General features: G+C 63.9%; 24 protein-coding genes. 14 read left to right on the top strand and 10 right to left on the bottom strand.

The features are described from left to right. Positions 1 to 91: 91 nt before the first annotated feature. From LMT64_RS02585 to LMT64_RS02575, 3 genes are all read right to left on the bottom strand, one after another. The gene (locus LMT64_RS02585; protein WP_126353140.1) at positions 92 to 2,290 is read right to left on the bottom strand and encodes a S8 family serine peptidase; all 2,199 of its coding nucleotides are present in this window, start codon (positions 2,288 to 2,290) and stop codon (positions 92 to 94) included. Positions 2,291 to 2,397: 107 nt separating this feature from the next. Next, positions 2,398 to 3,285 carry a glucodextranase DOMON-like domain-containing protein gene (locus LMT64_RS02580; protein WP_229253321.1) on the bottom strand — a complete coding sequence of 296 codons (888 nt, stop codon included), beginning with the start codon at positions 3,283 to 3,285 and terminating at the stop codon, positions 2,398 to 2,400. Next, positions 3,282 to 3,998: an ABC transporter ATP-binding protein gene (locus LMT64_RS02575; RefSeq protein ID WP_229253320.1), complete on the bottom strand. Its 717-nt coding sequence runs from the start codon at positions 3,996 to 3,998 to the stop codon at positions 3,282 to 3,284. The genes LMT64_RS02580 and LMT64_RS02575 overlap by 4 nt, the downstream gene beginning before the upstream one ends. Before the next feature lie 136 nt (positions 3,999 to 4,134). Here LMT64_RS02575 and LMT64_RS02570 point away from each other — a divergent pair, with 136 nt between their 5' ends. The 3 genes from LMT64_RS02570 (at position 4,135) to LMT64_RS02560 (ending at position 6,195) form a co-directional block, all read left to right on the top strand. Next, the gene (locus tag LMT64_RS02570) at positions 4,135 to 4,563 is read left to right on the top strand and encodes a penicillin-binding protein (RefSeq protein WP_229253319.1); all 429 of its coding nucleotides are present in this window, start codon (positions 4,135 to 4,137) and stop codon (positions 4,561 to 4,563) included. A 94-nt stretch (positions 4,564 to 4,657) separates the two neighbouring features. Next, positions 4,658 to 5,299, top strand: coding sequence for a GNAT family N-acetyltransferase (locus LMT64_RS02565; RefSeq protein WP_126353146.1), 642 nt, complete (start codon positions 4,658 to 4,660; stop codon positions 5,297 to 5,299). Beyond that, the gene (locus LMT64_RS02560) at positions 5,296 to 6,195 is read left to right on the top strand and encodes an NAD(P)-dependent oxidoreductase (protein ID WP_126353148.1); all 900 of its coding nucleotides are present in this window, start codon (positions 5,296 to 5,298) and stop codon (positions 6,193 to 6,195) included. Before LMT64_RS02565 ends, LMT64_RS02560 begins: the two co-directional genes overlap by 4 nt. An 81-nt stretch (positions 6,196 to 6,276) precedes the next feature. Here LMT64_RS02560 and LMT64_RS02555 read toward each other — a convergent pair whose 3' ends face one another. Together LMT64_RS02555 and LMT64_RS02550 are read right to left on the bottom strand one after the other, a co-directional pair. After that, positions 6,277 to 6,468 (bottom strand): hypothetical protein, encoded by a 192-nt coding sequence (locus LMT64_RS02555; protein WP_126353150.1) that lies wholly within the window; start codon positions 6,466 to 6,468, stop codon positions 6,277 to 6,279. Position 6,469: 1 nt separating this feature from the next. Beyond that, a complete protein-coding gene (locus LMT64_RS02550) occupies positions 6,470 to 9,583 on the bottom strand; it encodes a DEAD/DEAH box helicase (RefSeq protein ID WP_126353158.1) in 3,114 nt (1,037 codons plus the stop codon). A 345-nt stretch (positions 9,584 to 9,928) separates the two neighbouring features. On the opposite strand from LMT64_RS02550, the gene LMT64_RS02545 reads away from it, so the two are divergent. The 4 genes from LMT64_RS02545 to LMT64_RS02530 all read left to right on the top strand — a co-directional run bounded on the left by LMT64_RS02545 (position 9,929) and on the right by LMT64_RS02530 (position 12,647). Continuing rightward, positions 9,929 to 11,017, top strand: a complete 1,089-nt coding sequence (locus LMT64_RS02545; protein ID WP_229253318.1) for a transposase — start codon at positions 9,929 to 9,931, stop codon at positions 11,015 to 11,017. Further along, positions 11,014 to 11,400, top strand: a complete 387-nt coding sequence (locus LMT64_RS02540) for a hypothetical protein (RefSeq protein ID WP_126351278.1) — start codon at positions 11,014 to 11,016, stop codon at positions 11,398 to 11,400. The genes LMT64_RS02545 and LMT64_RS02540 overlap by 4 nt, the downstream gene beginning before the upstream one ends. Positions 11,401 to 11,448: 48 nt before the next feature. Beyond that, entirely contained in the window at positions 11,449 to 12,105 is a 657-nt protein-coding gene (locus tag LMT64_RS02535) for a GNAT family N-acetyltransferase (RefSeq protein ID WP_126351279.1), read from the top strand. Between the two features lie 209 nt (positions 12,106 to 12,314). Continuing rightward, positions 12,315 to 12,647: a hypothetical protein gene (locus LMT64_RS02530; protein ID WP_126351280.1), complete on the top strand. Its 333-nt coding sequence runs from the start codon at positions 12,315 to 12,317 to the stop codon at positions 12,645 to 12,647. On the opposite strand, the gene LMT64_RS02525 is transcribed toward LMT64_RS02530, so the two are convergent. Then, a complete protein-coding gene (locus LMT64_RS02525; RefSeq protein ID WP_126351281.1) occupies positions 12,637 to 13,200 on the bottom strand; it encodes an antibiotic biosynthesis monooxygenase in 564 nt (187 codons plus the stop codon). The two genes, LMT64_RS02530 and LMT64_RS02525, sit on opposite strands and share 11 nt — an antisense overlap. A gap of 41 nt (positions 13,201 to 13,241) precedes the next feature. Between LMT64_RS02525 and lysA the strand changes: the two genes are divergently transcribed. Further along, complete coding sequence (gene lysA, locus LMT64_RS02520; protein ID WP_126351282.1) at positions 13,242 to 14,537, top strand: diaminopimelate decarboxylase; 1,296 nt, start codon at positions 13,242 to 13,244, stop codon at positions 14,535 to 14,537. An 8-nt stretch (positions 14,538 to 14,545) separates the two neighbouring features. Here lysA and LMT64_RS02515 read toward each other — a convergent pair whose 3' ends face one another. Together LMT64_RS02515 and LMT64_RS02510 are read right to left on the bottom strand one after the other, a co-directional pair. Then, entirely contained in the window at positions 14,546 to 14,923 is a 378-nt protein-coding gene (locus LMT64_RS02515; RefSeq protein ID WP_126351283.1) for a hypothetical protein, read from the bottom strand. Between the two features lie 29 nt (positions 14,924 to 14,952). Beyond that, positions 14,953 to 15,276, bottom strand: coding sequence for a hypothetical protein (locus LMT64_RS02510; RefSeq protein ID WP_126351284.1), 324 nt, complete (start codon positions 15,274 to 15,276; stop codon positions 14,953 to 14,955). 109 nt (positions 15,277 to 15,385) lie between these two features. On the opposite strand from LMT64_RS02510, the gene LMT64_RS02505 reads away from it, so the two are divergent. The 3 genes from LMT64_RS02505 to LMT64_RS02495 all read left to right on the top strand — a co-directional run bounded on the left by LMT64_RS02505 (position 15,386) and on the right by LMT64_RS02495 (position 18,667). Further along, positions 15,386 to 16,018: a hypothetical protein gene (locus LMT64_RS02505; protein ID WP_126351285.1), complete on the top strand. Its 633-nt coding sequence runs from the start codon at positions 15,386 to 15,388 to the stop codon at positions 16,016 to 16,018. A gap of 205 nt (positions 16,019 to 16,223) precedes the next feature. Then, entirely contained in the window at positions 16,224 to 18,344 is a 2,121-nt protein-coding gene (glgX, locus tag LMT64_RS02500; protein WP_126351286.1) for a glycogen debranching protein GlgX, read from the top strand. Between the two features lie 8 nt (positions 18,345 to 18,352). Further along, positions 18,353 to 18,667, top strand: a complete 315-nt coding sequence (locus LMT64_RS02495; RefSeq protein WP_229253317.1) for an ASCH domain-containing protein — start codon at positions 18,353 to 18,355, stop codon at positions 18,665 to 18,667. 9 nt (positions 18,668 to 18,676) lie between these two features. On the opposite strand, the gene LMT64_RS02490 is transcribed toward LMT64_RS02495, so the two are convergent. Further along, complete coding sequence (locus LMT64_RS02490) at positions 18,677 to 18,862, bottom strand: hypothetical protein (protein ID WP_126351288.1); 186 nt, start codon at positions 18,860 to 18,862, stop codon at positions 18,677 to 18,679. A 37-nt stretch (positions 18,863 to 18,899) separates the two neighbouring features. Between LMT64_RS02490 and LMT64_RS02485 the strand changes: the two genes are divergently transcribed. Then, positions 18,900 to 19,433: a GNAT family N-acetyltransferase gene (locus LMT64_RS02485; RefSeq protein ID WP_126351289.1), complete on the top strand. Its 534-nt coding sequence runs from the start codon at positions 18,900 to 18,902 to the stop codon at positions 19,431 to 19,433. A gap of 69 nt (positions 19,434 to 19,502) precedes the next feature. Continuing rightward, positions 19,503 to 20,396, top strand: a complete 894-nt coding sequence (locus LMT64_RS02480) for an SDR family oxidoreductase (protein WP_126351290.1) — start codon at positions 19,503 to 19,505, stop codon at positions 20,394 to 20,396. A 100-nt stretch (positions 20,397 to 20,496) separates the two neighbouring features. On the opposite strand, the gene LMT64_RS02475 is transcribed toward LMT64_RS02480, so the two are convergent. Continuing rightward, positions 20,497 to 20,772 carry a hypothetical protein gene (locus LMT64_RS02475; RefSeq protein WP_126351291.1) on the bottom strand — a complete coding sequence of 92 codons (276 nt, stop codon included), beginning with the start codon at positions 20,770 to 20,772 and terminating at the stop codon, positions 20,497 to 20,499. A gap of 83 nt (positions 20,773 to 20,855) precedes the next feature. Here LMT64_RS02475 and LMT64_RS02470 point away from each other — a divergent pair, with 83 nt between their 5' ends. Next, entirely contained in the window at positions 20,856 to 21,809 is a 954-nt protein-coding gene (locus LMT64_RS02470; protein ID WP_126351292.1) for an AAA family ATPase, read from the top strand. The last annotated feature ends 2 nt before the right edge of the window (positions 21,810 to 21,811 follow it).

The following is a 21,811-nucleotide window of genomic DNA, read 5'->3' as shown; positions in this document are numbered from 1 at the left end:
AATCGTGATACAGGTTCCACTGATTGGCCTGGGGCAACCCGGAAAGCCGCCCCAGCGCCAGCAGAGTGAAAGAAACTGCTCAGGCCAGGGCTCAGGGAACCTGCAAGGTGGGCAACGTCACTTCAGGTTTCTGTTCACTCAAGGTGGCCGAGGCCTGTACTGGGGTTTCGCCTGCCTCGCCAGGAAGAGCATTGCCATTGCGGTCGCGGCCCGCCCGTACCGTGTAATTTCCGCTGCCCAGATAGGCCGTGAAGCGGCCCTCGGCATTCAGCGCAGGCTGGTAGGCACGGCCATCGTCCGCCTGCAAAGAGAAGCCGAAGCCGCTGCTGACCGCCGGAGCCTTCAGGGCAGCTGCGGGATTGATCATGCCGTAGCCGAAGAAATGGTCGCGGCCTTTGGCCCCCAGATCGGTGGCGGTACCGAACATGCGCTGCTCGGTATCGGCGGGGCCAGTGGTCACGCCCTTGGAGAGCAACAAGGCCGCCAGCGCGCTGACCTGCGGCGCTGCCTGCGAGGTGCCGGCCTGGAAAGTGTAGCGGGGCTCATTGACCGCATAATCCCAGTCGGTCGAGAAAATCTGGTCCGGGGCCGGCTGACCGTTGAGGGTCCCCCCATTAAAGGTGGTGCCTAGCCCTGTGCCGCCAGGGGCACTCAGGGCCACCTCGGCAAAGCGGTTGGAAAACTCGGAGTGACGTGGCACTGACGCTCCCGAAAGGGTCACGCTGCCCACTCCAATGGCCCCGGCACAGGCCGCAGGGTACACGGTGACATCGTTGTAGTAGTTGCCTGAGGCCGCCACCACGACCACCCCGGCAGCGCGGGCCTCGGCAATGGCGTCACACATGGGCTGGGCCTCTTTGATACCGATGGGCCCGCCCAGGCTGAGGTTGATGACTTGCGCGGGAGCCGCCAGGCGGTAGGTCTGGTCACCGAGCGTCACGGACTGTCCCGCCGCGTAGCGAATGCCCGCCGCCACATCACTGACCTCAGCGCCGCCTTTGGCGTCAATCACGCGCACCGGCAGCACCGACACCGGAGCGCGGTAGCTGGCCCCGACCACACCACTGCGGCTCCATTTCGGATTGCTGACCGCCTGTTCACCCCAGCGTGCGGCGATGATGCCGCTGACGTGCGTGCCGTGACTCTGGGCGCTGCGCCCTGGAAAGGGCGGATCCGTGGGATCACGGTCTGGACCATCTCCGTCGCCATTGTCGTAGGCAGCGACCGTATCGCTACCCGCATGATAGGCCAGCACATCCAACGCGCCCTGATCCCCAGTAAGCAACTTGCCCTGGAGATCGGGGTGGTCGTAGCGCACACCGCTATCCAGAACAGCCACCGTGACCGGGCGGCTGTAAGCGCCCGACTCCATATCCCGCCAGACAGCGCCGTAGCCCAGGGTGCGGTAGCCCCACTGCAACGAGGCGTACTGGTCGGTCGGCACGACAGGCTGGGCCAGGGCAGCTTGTCCTTCTGCCTGCGGATCTGCGGGTGCCTGAACCGTCTGGGTGCTGAGTCGGGCGCTGGGCACGGCGTATTCCACGGCGGGATCGGCCTCAAGCGCCTTGAGGAGGACCTGCGGCTGCTCACTGCTCAGGACCACGGTGCGGTCCCCTAATTTCGCGCTGGCCTCGGTCACGCCTGCCCGTTGCCAGACAGCAGCCGAAGCCTGGGCCAATGGACGCTCGTTTGCGCTTAGGGCACTCAACTGAGGCACGGTCAGGCCCTGAGCTCCAAGCTCGCCCAGGGCCTGAGCCACCCCTGCACTGCGGTACTTGACGATGATCTGGCTGCTCCCGCCAGCGTCAGCCGGGCGGGCGTCATCTGCCTGGGAATGGGCGTCAGCACCAGTGACGGCAGGCCACTTGATCTGGCCGCTCAGCGAGTAGCGTTTGGCCTGCACCGGCCACTCGGCGCTCAGCCAGTCGCCACCGCTGGGGGGCTGCCAGCTGACCTTGATGGTGCCGGTCATCTCCTGGCGGTCAGCCGCGACCGGCACGCCCACATTACGGTTCACACCCAGGCTCAATGCCAGGGGCTTGGCGCCTGTTCCCGAATACGAGGAGACAGTCAGCCAGCTGGGTTTGTCGTCAATCCGCCATAGCCCCCGAAAGGACGTAGCCAGTTGCCCGGTTTCGGAATAGCCCAGGTCCAGTGTGGTTTTGGCCTGCTCCGACATGCAGCCGCCACAGTTGTCCGGTTTGGGTGGTCCAAAGACACCACAGCCCAGCAGCAGAGCAGGAAGGCTGGCGGTCAGGATCAGCCGAGAACGCAAGCGACTGGAAAACATAGCTCAGCATGCCGCACTTGGGCTGATGAGGGATGAAGGCCAGAGCCACTGGCTCTCATAAAACCCATGGCCGCCTTGGTGGCGTCCGGCACTCAGCTTCTGAACTTTCAGTTCGGCCCGGACCGCTGCACCTGTTCACGGGGCGTACGCCAGAGCGCCGCGCCTGCCCCCACCCCAGTCGCCAGACCTAGCAGACCCAGACCCCATAAGAGTCCAGGCCGGAAATCCCGCAACTCTCCCACCGGATCGGCCACGCCCAGATTGAACGGTTGCGGAGACGCTTCTTCCATCAGCAGATCCACTGGGACTGGGCCCGACCCATCTCCCGAAGGCGAAGTCAGTGCAAAAGTGCCGCTGCCGCCCGGCACCAACACCCCACCACGCGAAAAGGGTGAATACACTGAACTGGTCACCCAGTAGGCATACTGCCCCGCCCCCAAGTCCGTTTCGATGACCAGGGTATTCCCGCCCTCAGTGCGTACCCGCGGAGCAGCCGGCAAGTTGGCGGGCCGCTCGGCTTCGCCACTTGTCTCCTCTGCGGTGTCCAGTCCAGTGAGTGGCTCCTCGGAAGCATGTGTCCAGTGACTGCCAAAGCCGGTCACGCGTAGGTGATACTGCCAGCCCCCGCCTGCCGTACGCATGTTTAGGTCGGCCAATCCGGTCTGTCCCCCGCTCTGAGTTTTGACGAAGATGTCCAGGGTCTGCGCTGAAAAGCCGCCTGGCGCATTCCAGGGATTTTCGAGCGTGCCAAAGCCCACCCGGAAAGTCAGTCCACCACCCTCACGCGGCCAGACTTCGAAGGAACGCAAATCCAGCGCCTCAGCCGGGATGGCGGGCTGCGTAGGCAGCTGTAAATTCCCGTCACCCTGCGCGTCGCCCGCCGGATCGGTCACGGTCAGGAGCGGCTCAGCCGCCTGAGAGCGCTGAGCCTGGGCCGCCGGAAGCCACAGGCTGAGTGCCAGCACTACGCTGGCAGGTACGAAGCCACCTCTCACGCGCTCAACACTCCGTCCACCAGATGAAGGCAGCGGTCTGCCTGGGCTGCCAGCGCTTCGTCGTGGGTGACCAGCAGCACACCTGTCCCCTGCTGCCGCGCCAAGCTGAACAGCAGCCCCGCTGCCAGGCGTGAGTTGGCCTGGTCCAGACTGCCGGTGGGTTCGTCGGCCAGCAGGGCGCGGGGCCGAGTGGCCAGGGCACGGGCAATCGCCACCCGCTGCCGCTCTCCACCGCTCAGGGCCCCGGTGGATTCGCTGGCGCGTCCGCCCAGTCCCACCGCGTCCAGCAGCTCGGACACCCGCTCTGGTGAGTCCTGGGCCTGCCCCGCCAGCAGCAGCGGCACTTGCAAGTTCTCAGCCACGCTGAGGTCTTCCAGCAGATAATGGTGCTGAAACACGAACCCCAGCAGCTGCGCCCGCCAGCCTGCCCGTAACTGGGTGTCCAGCGTATCTACCCGTTGCTCACCCCACCAGATTTCACCCTGACCTGGGGTATCCAGCCCACCCAGCAGATGCAGCAGGGTCGATTTGCCGCTGCCCGACGGCCCCGTCACAGCCACCACCTCGCCGGGCGCAGCACTCAGCGAGACGCCACGCAGCACAGTCCGGTCCCCGAAAGCATGTGACACCTCCACTGCCCGCAGTGCAGGCGGGGGGGAAGCAGTGACATGGTCGGGGGGCAATGGGACGGACGGGGAATGGCCGGACTTCATGTTTCTTTATGCTAGAGCATCGGCCCTGCGACATGGGCAGAGCACCAGCGGTAGAGGACGGCAAAGGCTTGCCTCGGCATCTGACGGTCACGAATCGCCCTCACTCCTCCATCATGCCAGGCCGCCAAACTGGGGCATGCTGCCCAAGCAGTCCACGTCCCGGTCCCTGCTGAAAAGGGTGAGCCGCCACGCCCCACTGGTCACGCTGCTGCTGACACTGGGCCTGCCTGCTGCCAATGCCAAGGTGCGCCTGGGAGATACGCTGCCCACACACCCCTGGGAGAGCGGGCAGCGTGAGCTGGTGGTGATCTACGCCGGGGGCTGTGGCGACATGGGAGAACTGTGGGACGCGGCGCTGTCCAGCGGTCTGCCGGTCCGGGCCGTGTTTGCCGAGGGTGACCTGGGCCGCACCGTAGAGGCCTCGGTACAGCCCTGGCAGGGGCAGGAAGCCACCGCCTTCGCCCGCCAGCTGCGGGTGGCCCAGTACCCGACCATCCTGCTGGTTGAAGGCGGACGACTGATAAACGTCTGGGAAGGTGAGGTCCCTGGGGATTTGGGCGAGTAACTCCGGTCGGCACCGTCAGACCAATCGGTTCAGGCATTACCGAACGATCAGCAAAAACTTCCCACATCTCAGACGGCTGGCCTACACTGAGTCTATGTTTCGCCGCACCCCTCCCCCACCCGCACTGAGCTGCGGGCAGGTGCAATTTCTGGAGTTACGTCATCTTAGCCGGGTCCAGTGGCAATCGCTTCATGCGCTGTACCGTGACCCTGAACTTGCCGCCCTGAACGCTGCCGAACCCACCCGTATGCCACTGTGGCTGTTCCGGTTGCTGCTGCTGGCCGAACAGGGCCGCGAACGCGTCAGCTTCGGGGTAACACTGCCGACCGGAGAATTGATCGGCAACGCCGAACTGTACGACTTCGCGCCAGCGCACCCTGAGGTGGCGACCCGCGCCACGCTGGGCGTGATGCTGGCGCCACCTTACTGGGGCCACGGCTATGGCCGCGATACCCTATATGCCCTACTCGGATGGGCGTTCGGTGTCCACAAGGACGGTCCAGACACGCCCCTGGAACGCGTTCGCCTGACCACCCTCGCCCATAACAACCGGGCGCTGTCCGCTTTCCTGCGGGCTGGCTTTGAGGAAAAGGGACGCTTCTCACGTGGACGCTATCCTGAGGTGAATATGGAAGTGCTGCGCGGCGTATGGCTGGAGGAATTTCAGCCCCAGATGTCGTCTGGCGCTGCTGCCGCACGCGTGGCCCACGACCCTCAAGGAGACGCCTCGCCATGAATATCCTGATTCCCAACGACCCTGCTTTTGATACCCTCAGCTACCACGGTGTGACGCTGCAACGCTATGCGCCGAATGACGGCCAGACCCCCCAGCAGGCCGACGGTGTCATCTTTCTGGGGGGTGCAGGCCGCCAGCAGCGCCAAAGCCTGATGCAGACCCCAGGCGTGCAGTGGGTGCTGACGCTGACCGCTGGCGTGGACCACATCATTGAAGATGTGCCGGACGGCGTCGCCCTCTACAACGCCAGTTCACTGCACGACCATGCTGTGGCGGTGCATGTGCTGGCCGGGCTGCTGTCCGCCGCTCGGAACATGCACGTCTACCGCGACCATCAGCGGGCCGGGACATGGCTCCGCCAGCCAGAGCAGATGCACACCTTGCGCGGCCAGAAGGTGGCCCTGTGGGGCTACGGCCACATCGGGCGCGAGATAGAGCAGATGCTGCACCCCTTCGGCGCCGAGGTGTTGACCGTTCGCAGCCGAACCAGTGACGAGGCAAGGGCCGCTATCCGTGCTGAGGCCGACTATCTGGTGCTGCTGCTACCCGACACCCCGCAAACCCGCCACACGGTGGACGCCGACTTTCTGCGCGGCATGAAACCGGGAAGCTGGCTGTACAACATCGGGCGCGGGGCGCTGGTGAATCAGGATGATCTGCTAGACGCCCTCCAGAGCGGCCACCTCGGCGGCGCCATTCTGGACGTCACCGACCCCGAACCGCTGCCAGAGGGACACCCGCTGTGGGCGCTGGACAACGTGATCCTGACGCCACATGTGGGCAGCGCCACCGCCGACGTGGAGGCGCGGGCCGCCGACTACGCAGGCGAGTTTATCCAGACCCTGCTGCAGGGCCGCACCCCCGAAGGCGCGGTAGACACGGGGCGGGGGTACTGACCTAGGTTTTAATCGAACGATTGATGTGCGGGGAGTCCAGGTATTGACTCCCCGGATACGTTTATTTACAGAGATGCGGATTTAATCCAGTGCTGTCAGGCCAGGCAGCGGTTCGCCACATTCCTGGCATTCCCAACTGCTGTCCACTTGCATCAGGAAGTTACCGATGCGGCAAGCCCTTTTCGCCGTAGCTAGAACGGCCAGCAGGAGCTTCAAGTCCTCTTCGGACTCTACTGGATGCTGTAACGCCTCCCACACTGCCAGTCTGCTCATCTCACCCAAAATATCCCAGCACGTCCAGCAGCACTTTCAGGTAGTCGTCCGGCTTCAGGCCGCGCTTGTCGAGGTTCAGGGCCGGCGGGAACGTGGTCACTTCGGTTTTGTGCGGGAAACGCCGCAGGCCTGCCGCGTCGTAGTCCAGGGACTTGTAGTTGAAGGTCACCTGAATATGCGTCATGGTGTCGCGCACCTCAGTGACACGCTTGTGAACCGCCAGCATCCGCAGCCGCGCCAGGTCGATGAAGTTCTGCACCTCGGGGCTGGGCGGCCCGAAGCGCTTACGCAGGTCACGCTCCACCCGGCTGACGGCCTGAAGCGTCCTCGCCTCAGACAGTCGGCCATAGGTGGCGATGCGGGCTTCCTCGTCCAGCGCGAAATATTCGGGGTCCAGTCGGGCACTGACGGGCAGATCAATCGTCACACTGGGCACCGGCTGCAACTCCTCGCCCTTCAGCTTGGCGACGGCTTCGGCCAGCATTTCGGTGTACACGTCAATGCTGACGGCCTGTACCTGTCCGTGCTGCTCCTCGCCCAGAATGTTGCCCACGCCGCGAATTTCCATGTCCTTTTCGGCCAACAGGTGTCCGGTGCCTAGGTCCTGAAGATCCGAAATGGCCCACAGGCGGCGCTGCGCGTTCTCGGTCATACGCGGCGGGTAGAACAGGTAAGCGTAGGCGGTCTGACTGCGCCGGCCCACCCGGCCCCGCAGCTGGTACAGCTGGGCCAGGCCCAGCCGATCGGCCCGCTCAATCAGGATGGTGTTGGCTTCGGGAATGTCCAGCCCGGTTTCCACGATGGTCGTGGACAGCAGCACGTCGAAGGCACCCTCCTCAAAGCCTTGCATAATCTCTTCGAGTTCTTCTTCATTCATGCGCCCGTGCGCCACGCCGATGCGCGCCTCCGGGACCAGACCGCGTAGATAGAGGCTGCGTGCCCCGATGGACGCGATGCGGTCATGGATGTAGAACACCTTACCGCCGCGCTCAATCTCACCGATGATCGCGTCGCGCACCGTGACCGGATCGAAGGGCGTCAGCACTGTCTGGATCGGGCGGCGGCCCTTGGGTGGTGTTTGGATACTGCTCATATCGCGCAGACCTACCATGCTCATGTAGAGGGTGCGCGGAATTGGCGTGGCCGACAGCGACAGGGTATCCACCGCTTTCAGGCCTTCGGGAAGTTCCAGCTTGCCGTTTTCGGGCACACTCGGCAGGCCGCGCATGGCCCGTAACTTTTCTTTCTGGCCCACCCCGAAGCGGTGCTCCTCGTCCACGATGATCAGGCCCAGGTTCTTGAATTCGATATCGCCACTGATCAGGCGGTGGGTGCCGATCACGATGTCCACCGTGCCCTTCGCCAGCCCGGCCAGGATGGTGCGCGCCTCCTTGTCAGAGGTGAAGCGGCTGAGGCCTTCCACCCGCACCGGCAGCCCCTCGAAGCGCTGACGAAAGGTCTGGAGATGCTGATCGGCCAGCAGCGTGGTGGGGACCAGCATGGCGACCTGTGCCCCGTGACCAACCACCCGGTGCGCGGCCCGCAGCGCCACTTCGGTTTTGCCGAAGCCCACGTCGCCCGAAATCAGGCGGTCCGCTGGATGGCCTTTTTCCAGGTCGCGCAGGGTGTCGCGCAGCGCCGTTTCCTGATCGGCGGTCAGCTCATGTTCGAAGTTCTGCTCGATCTGCTCATCCCACTCGGGCAGCGGCCCAAAGGCTGTGCCAGGCGTCACCTGCCGGGCAGCGTACTGCACCAACAGGCGGGCGGCCACCTCCTCGGCGTTTTTCTGTGCCCGCGCTTTGGCCCGGCTCCAGTCCTTCTTGTCAAAGCTGCTCAGGCGCGGCGGATCGTCGGTGGTGCCGGGGTGGCGGCGCAGCAAGGAGAGCTGCTCAATCGGCACGCTGAGGCGCGAGCCGCCCCGGTATTCCAAGTTCAGATAATCGCGGGTCACGCCCAGCACGGTGCGCGTCTCCAGCCCCTGAAACTGCCCAATGCCGTGTTCGGGATGAATCAGGAAATCGCCCACGTGCAGGCCCAGTGCGTCGGTGACAGGTTTCCCGGCCATCTTCTTGCCGCGCAGCGCACTGCCGCCCTGAAAGCCGTAAATCAGGTCTTCGGTGAGGACCACCGTTTTGTATTCGGGAATGACAAAGCCGCCCTCGCCCAGCGCCCGCAAAAAGCCCAGCTCACCCTCCCGCACACGCGGCAAGTTCAACCAGGGGATGTCCACGCCCGTGTCATCCGGCCCCTCGCCCAGCAGCCGCCCCGCCAGATACTGGGCCGTGCGGTCGTGGCGAACCAGCAGAAAGACGCGGTAGCCAGCCCCGCGCCACTCGTGCACGTCCTTTTCCAGTTCGGTCAGGCGGGCGCGGTAAAACGGCAGGGTTTGCAGGCCCAAGTCAAAGTCGGTCAGTGGCAGGGGAGCGCGGCCAAAGGAGGTGATGTCGCGCCCCTGTAACGCCTCCCAGAGCGTGTCTACCAGCACGCCCAGGCTGGAGGCGTAGAACTCCGGCGCGTCCAGAAAGACCCGGCCAGGCAAGCCGGCCAGCCGTGACGAATCCCATTTCGTCTCGCTAAGGTATTCCTCGCCTGGCTCCAGCGTGAACACGGTGATTTTCTCGCCGCTCAGCCCGCCGGGTTCCAGGCGGCGCAGGGTGTCCAGTTCGTCTCCGAAGAACTCGGCGCGAATCCAGACCTCTTCTTCGGCCCCGGCAGGCAGGCCTATGCCCGGTGCGAGGCGCAGTTCCAGCGTGTCACCATGTAGCTCGTAGCCGGGTTCTTCGCCGCGTTCGTAGCCCAGCGCTTCCAGGCGGGCCAGTAACGCTTCACGGGGGTAGCTCTCCCCTACCCGCAGGCTCAGGGCGTGCGCCGCGGGGTCGGACGGAAAGAGGTCAATGGCAGTGTTCACATCCAGCACGACATGCTCAGGGCGTGTGTCCCAGTCGGCCAGGCCCGGATTCACGATGACCGGGCTGCCCAGCGCTCCCGCCGAGGCGTACAGGCTGAGACGTTCCGGCGTGGTGAGCAGCACCGCTGGCCCCGGGTGGGCGGCAAACAGCGCGGCGCGGGCCACCTGCGGCAGCAGCAGCACGTTACCCACCGGCGCGGCGGGCATCAGGCGGGCGAGATTGGGCGCGTCAGTCTGGGCAGTCACAAGGGTGGATTTTAACGCGGGCAGGAAACAAGCAAAGGGATGGTCACCCTAAGTTAGAAGCCGTCTCTCCCTTACACCCCTGTCTGCTCTCCGAGCTATAACCTGGCATGGATGAGGCGACCAGAGCCACTTTAATGGCCCATGACCGCGCGGATGAAGCCGAATGGGAGGCTCCGCAACAGTGGACTCGTGCAGTACACGTCGCAGCGCTCAGAAAGGTACAACTGTTCAGGCAAAAGATCGAACTCAGAACTTGCACCTGAATACGTAGACAAAAAGCGCTCCCAGAGCTGAAATTCTGGAAGTGTGTACAAACAGGTTTCAGGGGAGCGCGCCCATATTCTCTCACAGCGGATTCTGGACATTCCAGAGACGCTGTACCAACGGCGAAGCCTGGAGGCTTCGCTGCATTTCTTTCATAGTCCAGGCCAGAAGATCAAATTCAGCCAAGCTGAAGGAGTCAGTCCCAGTGCACTGAGTCGCTTCTTCAACGTCTATGACTGGGATTCAGACCGTTGCTGGGACGAAATGCAGGACATCCATTGGCGCATTTTGTTGGACGTAGCTCACTCCAAACGCCGACCTCGGTTGCGGCTCAGTGTGGATCTGACCACGGTGGAAAAGGTGGGGACTCAACTGCCCTACGTCAGCGTCTACAACGGTAGACATGGCATCCACCTGGTCGTCCTGTTTGCCGAGTATGGGGAACTGAAGTTCCCCATTTCCTACCGGGTGTACCAGGGCAAGCACACCAGCACGCCCGTCACTCTGGCGCTCGACCTACTGGAGGAGGTGCCGGACTTCGTGGGGAAGCGCTTTCGGATCCGCATGTTGGCCGACAGCGGATTTGAATCCGCTGCCTTTCTGGAAGGCGTGCAGCGCCTTGGTTTTGAGTTTGTGGTGGGTGTGAGGAGCAACCGGCGCACGGACCATCCTGGGCGGGTGACGGTGGCGGACTGTCCGCATGGAGGCTATGTCAACTTGGCCAACTGGTCTCTGGAAACGCTGTCTCTGGGGAGAGTAGACCGTGGGGACCGTGAATTCTTCGCGGTGTCGTCTGAACTGTTGGAGGGGGATGAGATCATCGCTGAGGGTGGGCGGCGCTGGACATTGGAGTCCTTTTTCAAGGAAGGTAAGCACCAGTTTGGGTTGGCGCAGTTCGCGCTGCGAACTGCCAGGGGTCTGGACCGCTGGATTCTGATGGTCTTTCTGGCCTTCACCCTGACCATGCTGCATCGCTCAGAAGGGATGACCTTGAAAGAGGCAGCACGCCTGGCCCTCTACACCCTGTTCCCCGTAGTCAGGCTCAACCATCTTCTGAGTCAGCTCCAAAAAGAACGAGAATTTCTTCTCCAGCACGGCTATTCGCTCAGCTATGCAAGGTGCAAGTTATGAGTGTACCGAAGTGCCACGTTCACGCCCCCAAACTGTGCCTGCACCGTGGTCCCTGCAGCCAACTTGTTCTGCACAGTGAAAAGGCTTGGTTTCGCGGTGAGGACAGCGAGAGTGACCTGGAAATTCTGACCCTCAAGCTGAGCGAACGGCCTTCTTACCAGGCCGAAGCAGCGGCTAAACGTGCGGCGGTTGGGTGGTTGGCCCTGGGTACGGTCGAAGCACTCGCCAGTCAAACGGCTGAGCCGGACTACCGCCGTGCCTTTACAGCCTGGCTGAACTTGGAAGGGATGGACACCGGGGGCACGCTGTATCTGAACGCGGGTGATGAACAGTTGGAGAGGGTGCTGGCGCACTTCGGCCTGCGGCTGGATCAGGGCAGATAAGCCAAACGGCAGATTCATCACCGAGCAACGCCGAACTATCCTCAGCGAGTGATCAGTGAATATTGGCCGCTGTACAACTTGGTCCTGCGTACCGCTCACCTTGAACTCCGTTTCCCCACCGAAACTGAACTGGGAGAACTGGCGACAGTGGCCGCTGGTGGCATCAATAGACCGGGCCAACGAACCTATTTGACGCCCTGGCCGGAACTTTCCCCCGAAAAGCGCGGCCTGTTCGTTATTCAGAATCACTGGGGATGCAAAGCCGAGTGGGAAAGTAGCGATTGGGTACTGAATCTGGGGGTGTTTGCAGATGGACAACCCATAGGCATGGTTTCCCTGCGTGGAAAAGAGTTCGCAGTTCTGCGCGAAGTCACCACAGGCTCGTGGCTGGGGCTAGAGTTTCAGGGTCAAGGCCACGGCACAGAAGCCCGCACCGCACTGCTGCATTTCGCCTTTGAATATCTGGGAGCTGAGGCCGCACGGACCGAGGTGTTTCAGGAGAACGCGGCGTCTCAGGGCGTATCCAGAAAGCTGGGCTATCGGCCTGACGGGATTTCAAGAGATGTCCTGGATGGGCAAGTCATCGTCTCCGACAGGCTCCGTCTCACGCGGGAAAGCTGGCGACATGTTCCACATACGCCAGTCACTGTCAGCGGATTTGACGGATGCGAGAAGTTTTTTCTGGGTGATGCCCCCAATCCTTAGCCTGCTAGCCTGACCCTGTGCCCGACACACTCTCGCCCCTCGTCGCCCTGGCCGCGCTGCTGCGGCCTTTGCTCTGACTGGTCACCGGGGTACTGATATCGCTGAACCCTGACCGCAGCTCCCGGCAGGTTCGCGCCCTGCTGGGGCTGGGATTTCTGACCCTGCCCGCTGCGTTGCTGTATCACTCTCTGAACATTCCGCGCTGCTTTATGACTGGCCCTTTGCTGCACCTGCCTGAAGTACTGGTCGGCCTTTACGCGGGACTGGCGGCGCTGCTGCTGTGGCAAACTGGGGACCGCTGGCCCGTGTGGGTCTTGGTGGGACTCGCCGCGACTTCCGGCCTTCTGGTGGGTCTAAATATGGCGGATCAGCAAGCGAGCCTGGCTACTGCGCCCGAACTGGCCTGCCCCCTGAACCCGGAAGAATTCCAGCCCTGGCCTTTCGTGCTGTCCACACTGGTGCCTGTGCTGCCTGCCTATCTGCTCCTGGCTGCGTCCAGTGGGCCGCAGCGCCGAGTTGACCCACCCCGCTTTACTGCTTGAGCCAGTTGCCGGCCAGCCGGGTTGCCAGCGGCATCAGCAGATAGGTCATCAGCGTGACCACCACCGCGCTTTGCAGCAGAGCTTTCAGCAGCGGCGGCCAAGTCAAAAAGTGCGGGGCCAGCAGCCAACCCATCGCCTGCGCCACCGGAAACAGCACGGCCAGAATCAAGAGGGCCGTTTTCCAGCGCGGCGGTTGCGGCACCGGCTGGGCGGGGGGCGCGGTGAACCACAGCTCCAGCCCCGGCTGCTTTTCAAACGACACCTGCTCTTCCACCACGTCGTCCAGGCGGCGCAGCCACTCGGCCCGCCGGGGCGATTCCTCCCAGGCACGGGCCGCCGCCGCCGAAGAAAAGCGGGCGATCAGGGTGTAGTCACGCTCGCCGGGGGCCGGGCGTACCACACCACTCCCGAGATAGCCAGGCAGGCTCGCCATCTGACGGCCCACCTCGCTAACCAGCCCCTCGTAGGCCTCCTCCTGACCGGGGCGCACCCGGCGGCGAATCACCAAGCTGATGGGATCGCTGTACATCAGGGGCGCAGCAGGCTCGCTCATGGCCCCAGTCTAAGGCCGCTCACCCCGCTACACTTGGGCCTATGCATCTGAACGGCACGGCCCGCGTCACCCCTCAGGGCGTTCTGGACATCGGTGGGGTCAGCGCCCCGGAGCTGGCCGGGCGCTTCGGTACGCCGCTATATGTGTACGACGAGGGCCTGATCCGGGAGCAGTGCCGCCGCTTTCACCGCACGCTGGCGGCCTCCGGGCTGGACTATCAGGTGTCGTATGCGTCCAAGGCCTTCACCTGCCTGGCCCTGGTCCGCCTGATGGCTGCGGAACACATGGGGCTGGATGTGGTGTCGGGTGGCGAACTGTATACGGCCCTCAGCGCGGGCTTTGACCCAGCGCGTATTCATCTGCATGGCAACAACAAGACGGTCGCCGAGCTGCGCCAGGCCCTGGACGCGGGCGTGGGCTGTTACGTGGTGGACAGCCTGGACGAAGTGGCCCGTCTGAATGCGCTGGCGGGCGAGTACGGTACATGGGCGCGCTGCCTGCTGCGGGTCACGCCCGGCGTGTCGGCGCACACCCACGACTTTATCCAGACGGGTGCAGCCGACAGCAAATTTGGCCTGAACCTGGCAAATGGGCAGGCCGAAACCGCACTGCGGGCCATGCTGGACGCGCCCCACCTGGACGTACTGGGCGTCCACTTTCATATCGGATCGCAAATTTTCGGGACCGATGGCACGCGGGCAGCGCTGGACCGTATATTGAACTGGCTGGCAGGGCTGCGCGAACAGACCGGGTTTACGGCACGGGTGCTGAACATCGGCGGAGGGTTTGGTATTCGCTATACAGCAGCGGACCAGTCCTACCCCATCGAGGACGCCCTGACCGAAATCGCCGGGGCACTGCGGGCAGGCACGCAGACGCACGGCCTACCGCTGCCGCAGCTCTGGCTGGAACCGGGCCGCTCGGTGGTGGGCGAGGCCGGCTGGACACTGTACGAAGTCGGCACCGTCAAGGAGATTCCCGGTGTGCGGAACTATGTCTCGGTAGACGGTGGCATGAGCGACCACATTCGCACTGCGCTGTACGGTGCCAACTATGAAGTGGCGCTGGCGAACCGGATGAACGACGCCCCGCAGGCCGAGTACACCGTAGCGGGCAAGCTGTGCGAGTCCGGAGACGTGATCGCCCGTGACAAGCCGCTGCCCCATCCGCAGCGCGGCGACCTGCTGGCGGTGAGCTGCACCGGGGCCTATCACTTTTCCATGTCCAGCCGCTACAACCAGATGCCGCGCCCGGCAGTGGTGTTTGTGGGCGGCGGCGAGGCGCGCGAAGTGGTGCGGCGGGAGAGTTGGGCAGATCTGGTGCGGGGGCAAGAATAAGAAGGCACCTACATCGGCCCCTGCGTCACCGCCAGCCAGGCAAGGAGCGTTACCACCCCCACCGCCGCAGCCACCGCCCAGACATTCAAGCGGGGGCTGCGGCGCGGTTCCAGGTCGCCTTTGCCTAGGTGGTCCATCACCCGCTCATAACTGGCCTGAAGATTGGCACGGTCCCCCTTGCTCAGCGGCAGGTCAATGTTGCGGTGAACCAGATCGTTGCGGACCCGGTTGATTTTCATGATGTCGTGCAGAACATCATCCGGTAGAGTCCCACGCAGGCTGCGGGCATATTCACCCAGGCCCCGGCCCAGCGCGCCCAGATCAGCCAAGCGGCGTTCCAGCCGCTGCGCCATACGGATGATGTCTATGTTCTGCTCGGCACTCATGGGAAGAAGTGTACGCAGAAGGCCGCTGGCTAGGCGCGGTGAGGCGTGGCGGGAGACCGCAGGGTCAGCGCCAGCAGCAACCCCAGACCCAAGCCCAGGCTGAGGATTTCACCACCCGGACCGGTCCGGTTCAGCTCGTCGGCAGCGTAACCAGCCATGACGCCGCTGAGCAGCAAGAAGCCCAGCCAGGCCACCGTCAGTAGGGGCAGGCTGTGGCGCTGCCCCCCCGTCCAGGCAAGCAACGAGCAGAAGACAAAAGCTCCCCAGGCCAGGGGGTAGGGCAGCTGCACCAGCCAGATCAGAGCGGTGACAGCAGAGAACAGTGCGGGGATCAGCAGCAGAGCATTGAGCATCGTAGGGGCCTCCCGCCTTTAATCTAGCTGCTGGAAATAACCATAGGCTGAACGTATCCTCCTGACGCCGCTTGCCCTTGGGCCGCCCTCTTACCCCTACACTGAACCCATGACCAACAGCAGCCGATCCAAAAAACAGGGCGGGCGCTACAGCCGGGGCAAAGGGGCCACCGGCAGCCGCGCCAAAGGCCGGGGTGGCCTGACCCGCGACAGCCTGCCACCCGTGAGCAGCGAAGCCCGTGGCAGCACCGAACGCCTTCAAGCAGGCGAAACGTTCCAGCGTGGTACGCAGCGCAAGGCTCCGCCCAAGGTCGCCAAAGCAGACAGCCCCCAAAAGCGGCTGCCCCAGCTGAGGCAAGTGCAGCTCGAAGCGCCGTCCGAAACCACTGCGTTCCGTGACCGCGACGGCCAGAAACACACCTTTCCCGACTCCAAGTTGCGCCGCGCCGCCGCGCAGATTCTCAGCGAGAAGGGCAAGCACTGGCGCTACCGGGCCTTTCCCTTTCCTATCTTTACCGACCGGGGCCACGAGCAGACTCTGCAGTTCGACTTTTATATCTACGACGCCGAAGACACCGTGATTCGCCTGATTCTGGTGGTACCGCGCGAGTCGCGCGAGGTCTGGGACAAGATCGGACGGTTCAAGCGCCAGTATCCAATGTACGAGTACGAACTGTGGACCCCCGAGCGACTGGCCGCGCTGCAAGTGGGCCGGGGACGAGGCGGGCGGCTGGACTTCTAGTCACTCCTCTAAAAAGTGTAAATTCCACTTCACCTCGGCCCCTAGCGGGTCGGTTAAGGTGGGGTGTTTTAGATGGTGCCCAGTTGCTGCAAGCAGCACCCTCTTACAAAATCCAGAGCAGTCCTCTCCGGATGGTTGTCCCGCTGTCCCAGTCGCCCTGACGGTCTGCCAGCCGGTCCACCGCCTCTCCTGACAGGTATTTCTTATGACTGACACTTCTGCCCTCACCGATCAGCAGCCCTCCACCCTTCAAAGCGGTCAGCCGCAGCCTCTGGGCGCGACCCGCGAGGAAGGCGGCACCAATTTTGCGGTCTACGCTCCCGAAGCGACCCGGCTGGAACTGTGCCTGCTGACCCCAGGCGGCGAACGCTGCATCGACCTCCCCGAACGCACTGGCGATGTCTGGCACGGCTGGCTCCCCGACGATCACCCGCTGAGCAGCGGCGTGGGTCAGGGCTACGGCTACCGCGTTCATGGCCATCACGACCCGGATCAGGGCGTATACGCCCAGCCGGAAGTGCGGCTGCTGGACCCCTATGCCCGCGCCCTCAGCGGTCCTGAGGAGCCGGTGCTGAATGAGGAAGGTCACGTCGCTTCCCTGCATGCCCCCTGGGGCCTGGTGCTGGATACGTCAGCAGAAGTTACGCTGAACGACAAGCCGCAGGTGCCCTGGAACCACACCGTGATTTACGAAACCCACGTGCGTGGCCTGACCATGACCCACCCGGATGTGCCTGGGGAACTGCGCGGCACCTACGCCGGGCTGGCCTGTGAGCCGGTGATTGCGTACCTGAAGGACCTGGGAATTACGGCGGTTGAACTGCTGCCGGTCCACGCCCACGTGGACGATCCCTTTTTGCGCAACAAAGGGCTGCACAACTACTGGGGCTACTCCACCCTGAGCTACTTTGCCCCGGAGCCGCGTTACAGCGCCGCCGCCCGCGCCGGCCGACCCCAGGACACCGAAGCCGAGTTCCGCGACATGGTGACCAAGCTGCATGAAGCGGGCCTGGAAGTCATCCTAGACGTAGTGTACAACCACACCGCCGAGGGGGGTAAGGGCGGGCCGCTGCTCAGCTGGCGCGGCCTGGCCAACTCGACCTATTACTGGCTGAGCCAAGACGACCTGGGCGAGTATTTCGACTTTACCGGCACCGGCAACAGTGTGCGTATGACCCACCGCCGCACCGTGCAGATGGTCGTGGATTCCATGCGCCACTGGGCCGCGCTGGGGGTGGACGGCTTCCGCTTTGATTTGGCGACCACCCTGGCCCGCGGTGAGCTGGGCTTTGACCGCAACTCCAACTTTCTGGCCGCTGTGCAGGCCGATCCCGTACTCAGCCGCCTGAAGCTGATTGCGGAGCCCTGGGACGTGGGCCTGGGCGGCTATCAGGTGGGCAACTTTCCGCCGCCCTGGGCCGAGTGGAACGATCAGTACCGCGATACCGTACGCGGTTTCTGGAAGGGCGACGAGGGCCTGATGTCCGAGATGGGCTACCGCCTGACCGGTAGCAGCGACATCTACAGTGCCGGGCACCGCCACCCGCAGGCCGGAGTCAACTTTATTACCGCGCACGACGGCTTTACGCTGCGCGATCTGGTCAGCTACAACGACAAGCACAACGAGGCCAACGGTGAAGAGAACCGCGACGGGCACGGCAACAACCTGTCGTGGAACATGGGCGCCGAGGGCGAGACGGACGACGCCGAAATCCTGGCGCAGCGCCGCAAGCAGCAACGCAACCTGCTGGCGACCCTGCTGATCTCGCAGGGCGTGCCGATGCTGCTGGGCGGCGACGAGCGCGGGCGCACCAAGGGCGGCAACAACAACACCTATGCCCAGGACAACGAGCTGAACTGGTACGACTGGGAAAACGTGGACGAGGACCTGCTGGCCTTTACCCGCCGCCTGATCGAACTGCGCCAGCAGCATCCATCGTTCCGGCGTGAGCGGTTCTTTAGTGGGCGGCGTGAAGAAGGCGACTTCCCGCACATCCTGTGGCTGCGTTTCGATGGCCAGGAGATGAACGACGCCGACTGGCAGAACCCACAGACCAAGAGTGTGGGCCTGTTTCTGCACGGCGGTGAGGAGGAAGGCGAACCGCAGGACCACCTGCTGGTCCTGATCAACGCCTCGCACGTGGACTTGCCGTTCAATCTGCCCAGCCTGCGTGAACAGGGCGTGGCGCTGCCGTGTAGCCACTGGTCACTGGCGCTGGATACGGCCCAGGACCGCACCGATGTCAAGGAAGAAGTGGAAGCCGATCAGGACACCAACCTGACGGCCCGCTCGCTGAAGATCTTCGTGTGCCGGGTAGACGACTGAGCGTTTCGGTGGAGCCTGCTCAGACCCTGCACTTTCACCCGGATGACCGGGCGGCAGTGCAGCCGGGCGAGAAGCGCACCATCATCCGCTGGCAAGAACCGTCCCAGCCTGGCCCAGTAGAGCTGTATTTTGGCGATGACCCACAGCCGCTGGCCGCCCAGATCACTCAGGTAGAGCCCTTCCCTCTGGCTGCACTGACTGAGGCACAAGCCCAGGCTGACGGCTTTGCCGACCGTGCTGAACTGTTGGCTCGGCTGCGCTCTTTCACTATCCCAATCTGCCGGAGGATGCTCAGGTCGGCGTGGTGCATTTCAGTGTGCTGAGCTGAGCGTTTACGGCTTTTCCCGGGCTGCTTCACGGCACTCTTCGGCGCTGCCACCTGCTTGCAGGCACTCCGCCACGGCCGGATTCTCGCGCAGCAGGTGGTCCAGGCGCTGGCTCATGGCTCCTACCGCCAGCAGCAGCAGCACGATCAGCCCCAGCAGGGCAGCGGCGATATTGGTTCCCCGGCGGCTCATGGGGCCATGCTAGCGCCCTTGCCGTAGCCTAAACAGCATGACCCTGCCCACCCCAACCGTCACCGTCCGTGAGCGCCGCCCGGCTGATCTGCCCGCACTGGAAGAGGTGCTGCTGGCCGTTCATCAGCAAAGCGGCTACCCCGCAAGTTGGCCGCAGGAGCCGGCGGCTTTTATTGCTCCGCCCGGCGGTGATGCCTGGGTCGCTGAACTGGACGGCGCTGTGGTGGGTCAGGCCCTGCTGCGCCGTCCCCAGGACAGCCCCGGGCGCAGCTGGCACGACCTGACCGGGCATCCCACCGAGACGCTGGCCCTGGTCTCACGCCTGTTCGTTCACCCGGACGCGGCAGGGCAAGGTGCAGCGCGGGCTCTGCTGTCCCAGGCTGTCACCACGGCGCAGGAAAGTGGCCTGGTTCCGGCACTGGACGTATACGCCGAATCGCAGCGGGCCATCGCCCTGTACGAACGCCTGGGGTGGCAGCGCCGCGCCACCTACCAGGGTCACTGGCTGTGGCGCGGCGAGTATCCAACGGTGCATGTCTATGTCGCGCCGCTTTCAGCAAACGTGCAGTGATTCTTGAGAAAGGCCTCACAAAGGAAATTTCTGGGGGCCTGCCCTGGTGATGAGTGAAACACTGGGGGCATGAGTAATCAACCGAAAGGCGAGGACAAAACCCAGAACTTCCCTGAAAAGGTCCCTGGACAGGTGCAGGATCAGCAGCCCGGCCTGGAGGCTGAGATGGACCCGCAGCCGGTGTACATCAAGGAAGACTACAAAGGCGCCGATAAGCTCAGAGGCAAAGTGGCGCTGATTTCAGGGGGCGACTCTGGCATCGGGCGGGCGGTGGCTGTTCACTTTGCCCGTGAAGGCGCCGACGTGGCCTTGATCTACACCGAGCAAGAAAGCCAGGACGCCGACAAGACCGTGCAGCTGATTGAAGCCGAGGGCCGCCGGGCACTCAAGATTGCCGGGGATGTGCGCGACGCTACTTTTTGTCAAGGCGCCGTAGAGCAAACGGTCAAGGAACTGGGCGGGCTGAACGTGCTGGTCAACAATGCCGCCGTGCAGTACCCCCAAGAAAGCCTCACCGACATTGACGACGAGCAACTGCACAAGACCTTTGAGACCAACATCTACGGTTACTTTTATCTGGCCCGCGCCGCGCTGCCGCACCTGAAGGCAGGCGACACCATCGTGAATACCACCTCGGTGACGACTTATCGGGGCAGCCCCACACTGGTGGACTACGCCAGCACCAAGGGCGCGATTCTGGGTATGACCCGCTCACTGGCGGGGCAGCTGGCCGAGAAGGGCATCCGCGTGAACGGCGTGGCCCCCGGCCCAATCTGGACCCCCCTGATTCCGGCATCTTTCCCCAAGGAGAAAGTGGCCGAGTTCGGTCAGGAAACCCCCATGAAGCGCCCTGGCCAGCCGGCCGAAGTGGCGACCTGCTTCGTGTTCCTGGCATCGGACGATTCCAGCTACATCACCGGCCAGGTACTGCACCCCAACGGTGGCGAAGTGGTGGGCGGATAAACCGCTGAGGGCCAACCGAACATCCGAAGTCTAGGCAAAAAGCTCCCCAGGGTTAACCGGGGAGCTTTTCGGCTGGGTAAGGGAGCAAGCTGCTCCAGACTTATTCGCCCGGCTCGAACGGCACCACACTGGCCTGGGTCATGATCTTGAAGCGCTGGCGCAGCTCGTCCAGCTTGCGCTTGCTGTCATCGTCAAAGGCGCGCAAGCCATGTGGCACTTCATCGGTCACGTATTCCAGCACCACGTCCTCAACCTCTATGCCCTGGCGGCTCTGCACACTCTCTTCAGGCAGGGTCACGAAGCGGCCCGGCAAGTGGTGTTCCTCGGGACCAGCAGAGAAGGTCAGGGTCAGGGACTGGCCGTCTTGAAAGTTCATGGGCTCAGAATAGAGGTCTGACACACGGCGGCGGCACTCCCTAAGCACCAGCACAAGAAATCTGCCAGAGTCCGGCGGCTAACATGGCGGGCATGACGCTGACCTCCACGCCCACCCAACCTACTCCGGCCATGCAGGCGCTGCACCGCAGCCTGGAGCAGCTGGACAGGGTCATTCTGGGCAAGCCGGGGCAGCTGCGGCTCTCGCTGGCCTGCTTCCTGGCACGCGGTCACCTCCTGATTGAAGACCAGCCGGGCGTCGGAAAGACCACGCTGGCAGGCGCATTGGCCCGCACGCTGGGCCTGGGCTTCGGGCGGGTGCAGTTCACGTCCGACCTGTTGCCTGCCGACCTGCTGGGGGTCAGCATCTGGGACAGCGAGCGGCGCGAGTTCCGCTATCACGAAGGCCCTATTTTTACCTCGGTGCTGCTGGCCGACGAGATCAACCGCGCCACCCCCAAGACCCAGGGCGCCCTGCTCGAAGCGATGGAAGAACGTCAAGTGTCCGAAGGCGGGGTCAGCCGCGAGCTGCCGCATCCCTTTTTCGTGATCGCCACCCAGAACCCGGCGGCGTTCGTGGGCACGTCGCCACTGCCCGAGGCGCAACTGGACCGCTTCCTGATGTCGGTGACGCTGGGTTACCCCGACACCCGCGCCGAGCGTGAGCTGCTTGAGACTGGAGGCCGGGGCCAGAGCGTCCGTGACCTGAGTGCCGTGATGGACGCACCGACGCTGCTCCAGGCCCAGGCGGAGGTAGACGGCATCTACGTGTCTGCGCCACTGCTGGATTACCTGCAACTGCTGGCCGCCGCCACCCGGCACCACACGGATCTGGAAGCGGGCCTCAGCCCCCGCGCCCTGCTGGCGCTGCTGGGCGCGTCTAAAGCCTGGGCCTACCTGCAAGAGCGCACCATGGTGCTGCCCGAAGACGTGCAGGCCGTGTTTCCGGCACTGGCCCGCCACCGTCTGCCCCCGGCTGGCCCGCGCCCGGTGGAGGACATTATCACCGAGCTGCTGCGGGAGACGCCCCTTCCCTGAGT

The sequence above is a fragment of the Deinococcus radiophilus genome (assembly GCF_020889625.1).
Lineage (GTDB): Bacteria > Deinococcota > Deinococci > Deinococcales > Deinococcaceae > Deinococcus > Deinococcus radiophilus.
This window is presented reverse-complemented; position numbering and strand designations above follow the sequence as displayed.

Excerpts from the sequence above, each read along its gene's own strand:
- LMT64_RS02480 (WP_126351290.1), top strand. The coding sequence starts at position 19,503 with ATGAGTAATCAACCGAAAGGCGAGGACAAAACCCAGAACTTCCCTGAA.
- LMT64_RS02510 (WP_126351284.1), bottom strand. The coding sequence starts at position 15,276 with ATGCTCAATGCTCTGCTGCTGATCCCCGCACTGTTCTCTGCTGTCACC.
- LMT64_RS02560 (WP_126353148.1), top strand. The coding sequence starts at position 5,296 with ATGAATATCCTGATTCCCAACGACCCTGCTTTTGATACCCTCAGCTAC.
- LMT64_RS02565 (WP_126353146.1), top strand. The coding sequence starts at position 4,658 with ATGTTTCGCCGCACCCCTCCCCCACCCGCACTGAGCTGCGGGCAGGTG.
- LMT64_RS02575 (WP_229253320.1), bottom strand. The coding sequence starts at position 3,998 with ATGAAGTCCGGCCATTCCCCGTCCGTCCCATTGCCCCCCGACCATGTC.
- LMT64_RS02515 (WP_126351283.1), bottom strand. The coding sequence starts at position 14,923 with ATGAGTGCCGAGCAGAACATAGACATCATCCGTATGGCGCAGCGGCTG.
- glgX (WP_126351286.1), top strand. The coding sequence starts at position 16,224 with ATGACTGACACTTCTGCCCTCACCGATCAGCAGCCCTCCACCCTTCAA.
- LMT64_RS02530 (WP_126351280.1), top strand. The coding sequence starts at position 12,315 with ATGACTGGCCCTTTGCTGCACCTGCCTGAAGTACTGGTCGGCCTTTAC.
- LMT64_RS02540 (WP_126351278.1), top strand. The coding sequence starts at position 11,014 with ATGAGTGTACCGAAGTGCCACGTTCACGCCCCCAAACTGTGCCTGCAC.
- LMT64_RS02555 (WP_126353150.1), bottom strand. The coding sequence starts at position 6,468 with ATGAGCAGACTGGCAGTGTGGGAGGCGTTACAGCATCCAGTAGAGTCC.
- LMT64_RS02550 (WP_126353158.1), bottom strand. The coding sequence starts at position 9,583 with ATGCCCGCCGCGCCGGTGGGTAACGTGCTGCTGCTGCCGCAGGTGGCC.
- LMT64_RS02570 (WP_229253319.1), top strand. The coding sequence starts at position 4,135 with ATGCTGCCCAAGCAGTCCACGTCCCGGTCCCTGCTGAAAAGGGTGAGC.
- LMT64_RS02470 (WP_126351292.1), top strand. The coding sequence starts at position 20,856 with ATGGCGGGCATGACGCTGACCTCCACGCCCACCCAACCTACTCCGGCC.
- LMT64_RS02525 (WP_126351281.1), bottom strand. The coding sequence starts at position 13,200 with ATGAGCGAGCCTGCTGCGCCCCTGATGTACAGCGATCCCATCAGCTTG.
- LMT64_RS02505 (WP_126351285.1), top strand. The coding sequence starts at position 15,386 with ATGACCAACAGCAGCCGATCCAAAAAACAGGGCGGGCGCTACAGCCGG.
- LMT64_RS02485 (WP_126351289.1), top strand. The coding sequence starts at position 18,900 with ATGACCCTGCCCACCCCAACCGTCACCGTCCGTGAGCGCCGCCCGGCT.
- lysA (WP_126351282.1), top strand. The coding sequence starts at position 13,242 with ATGCATCTGAACGGCACGGCCCGCGTCACCCCTCAGGGCGTTCTGGAC.
- LMT64_RS02475 (WP_126351291.1), bottom strand. The coding sequence starts at position 20,772 with ATGAACTTTCAAGACGGCCAGTCCCTGACCCTGACCTTCTCTGCTGGT.
- LMT64_RS02490 (WP_126351288.1), bottom strand. The coding sequence starts at position 18,862 with ATGAGCCGCCGGGGAACCAATATCGCCGCTGCCCTGCTGGGGCTGATC.
- LMT64_RS02585 (WP_126353140.1), bottom strand. The coding sequence starts at position 2,290 with ATGTTTTCCAGTCGCTTGCGTTCTCGGCTGATCCTGACCGCCAGCCTT.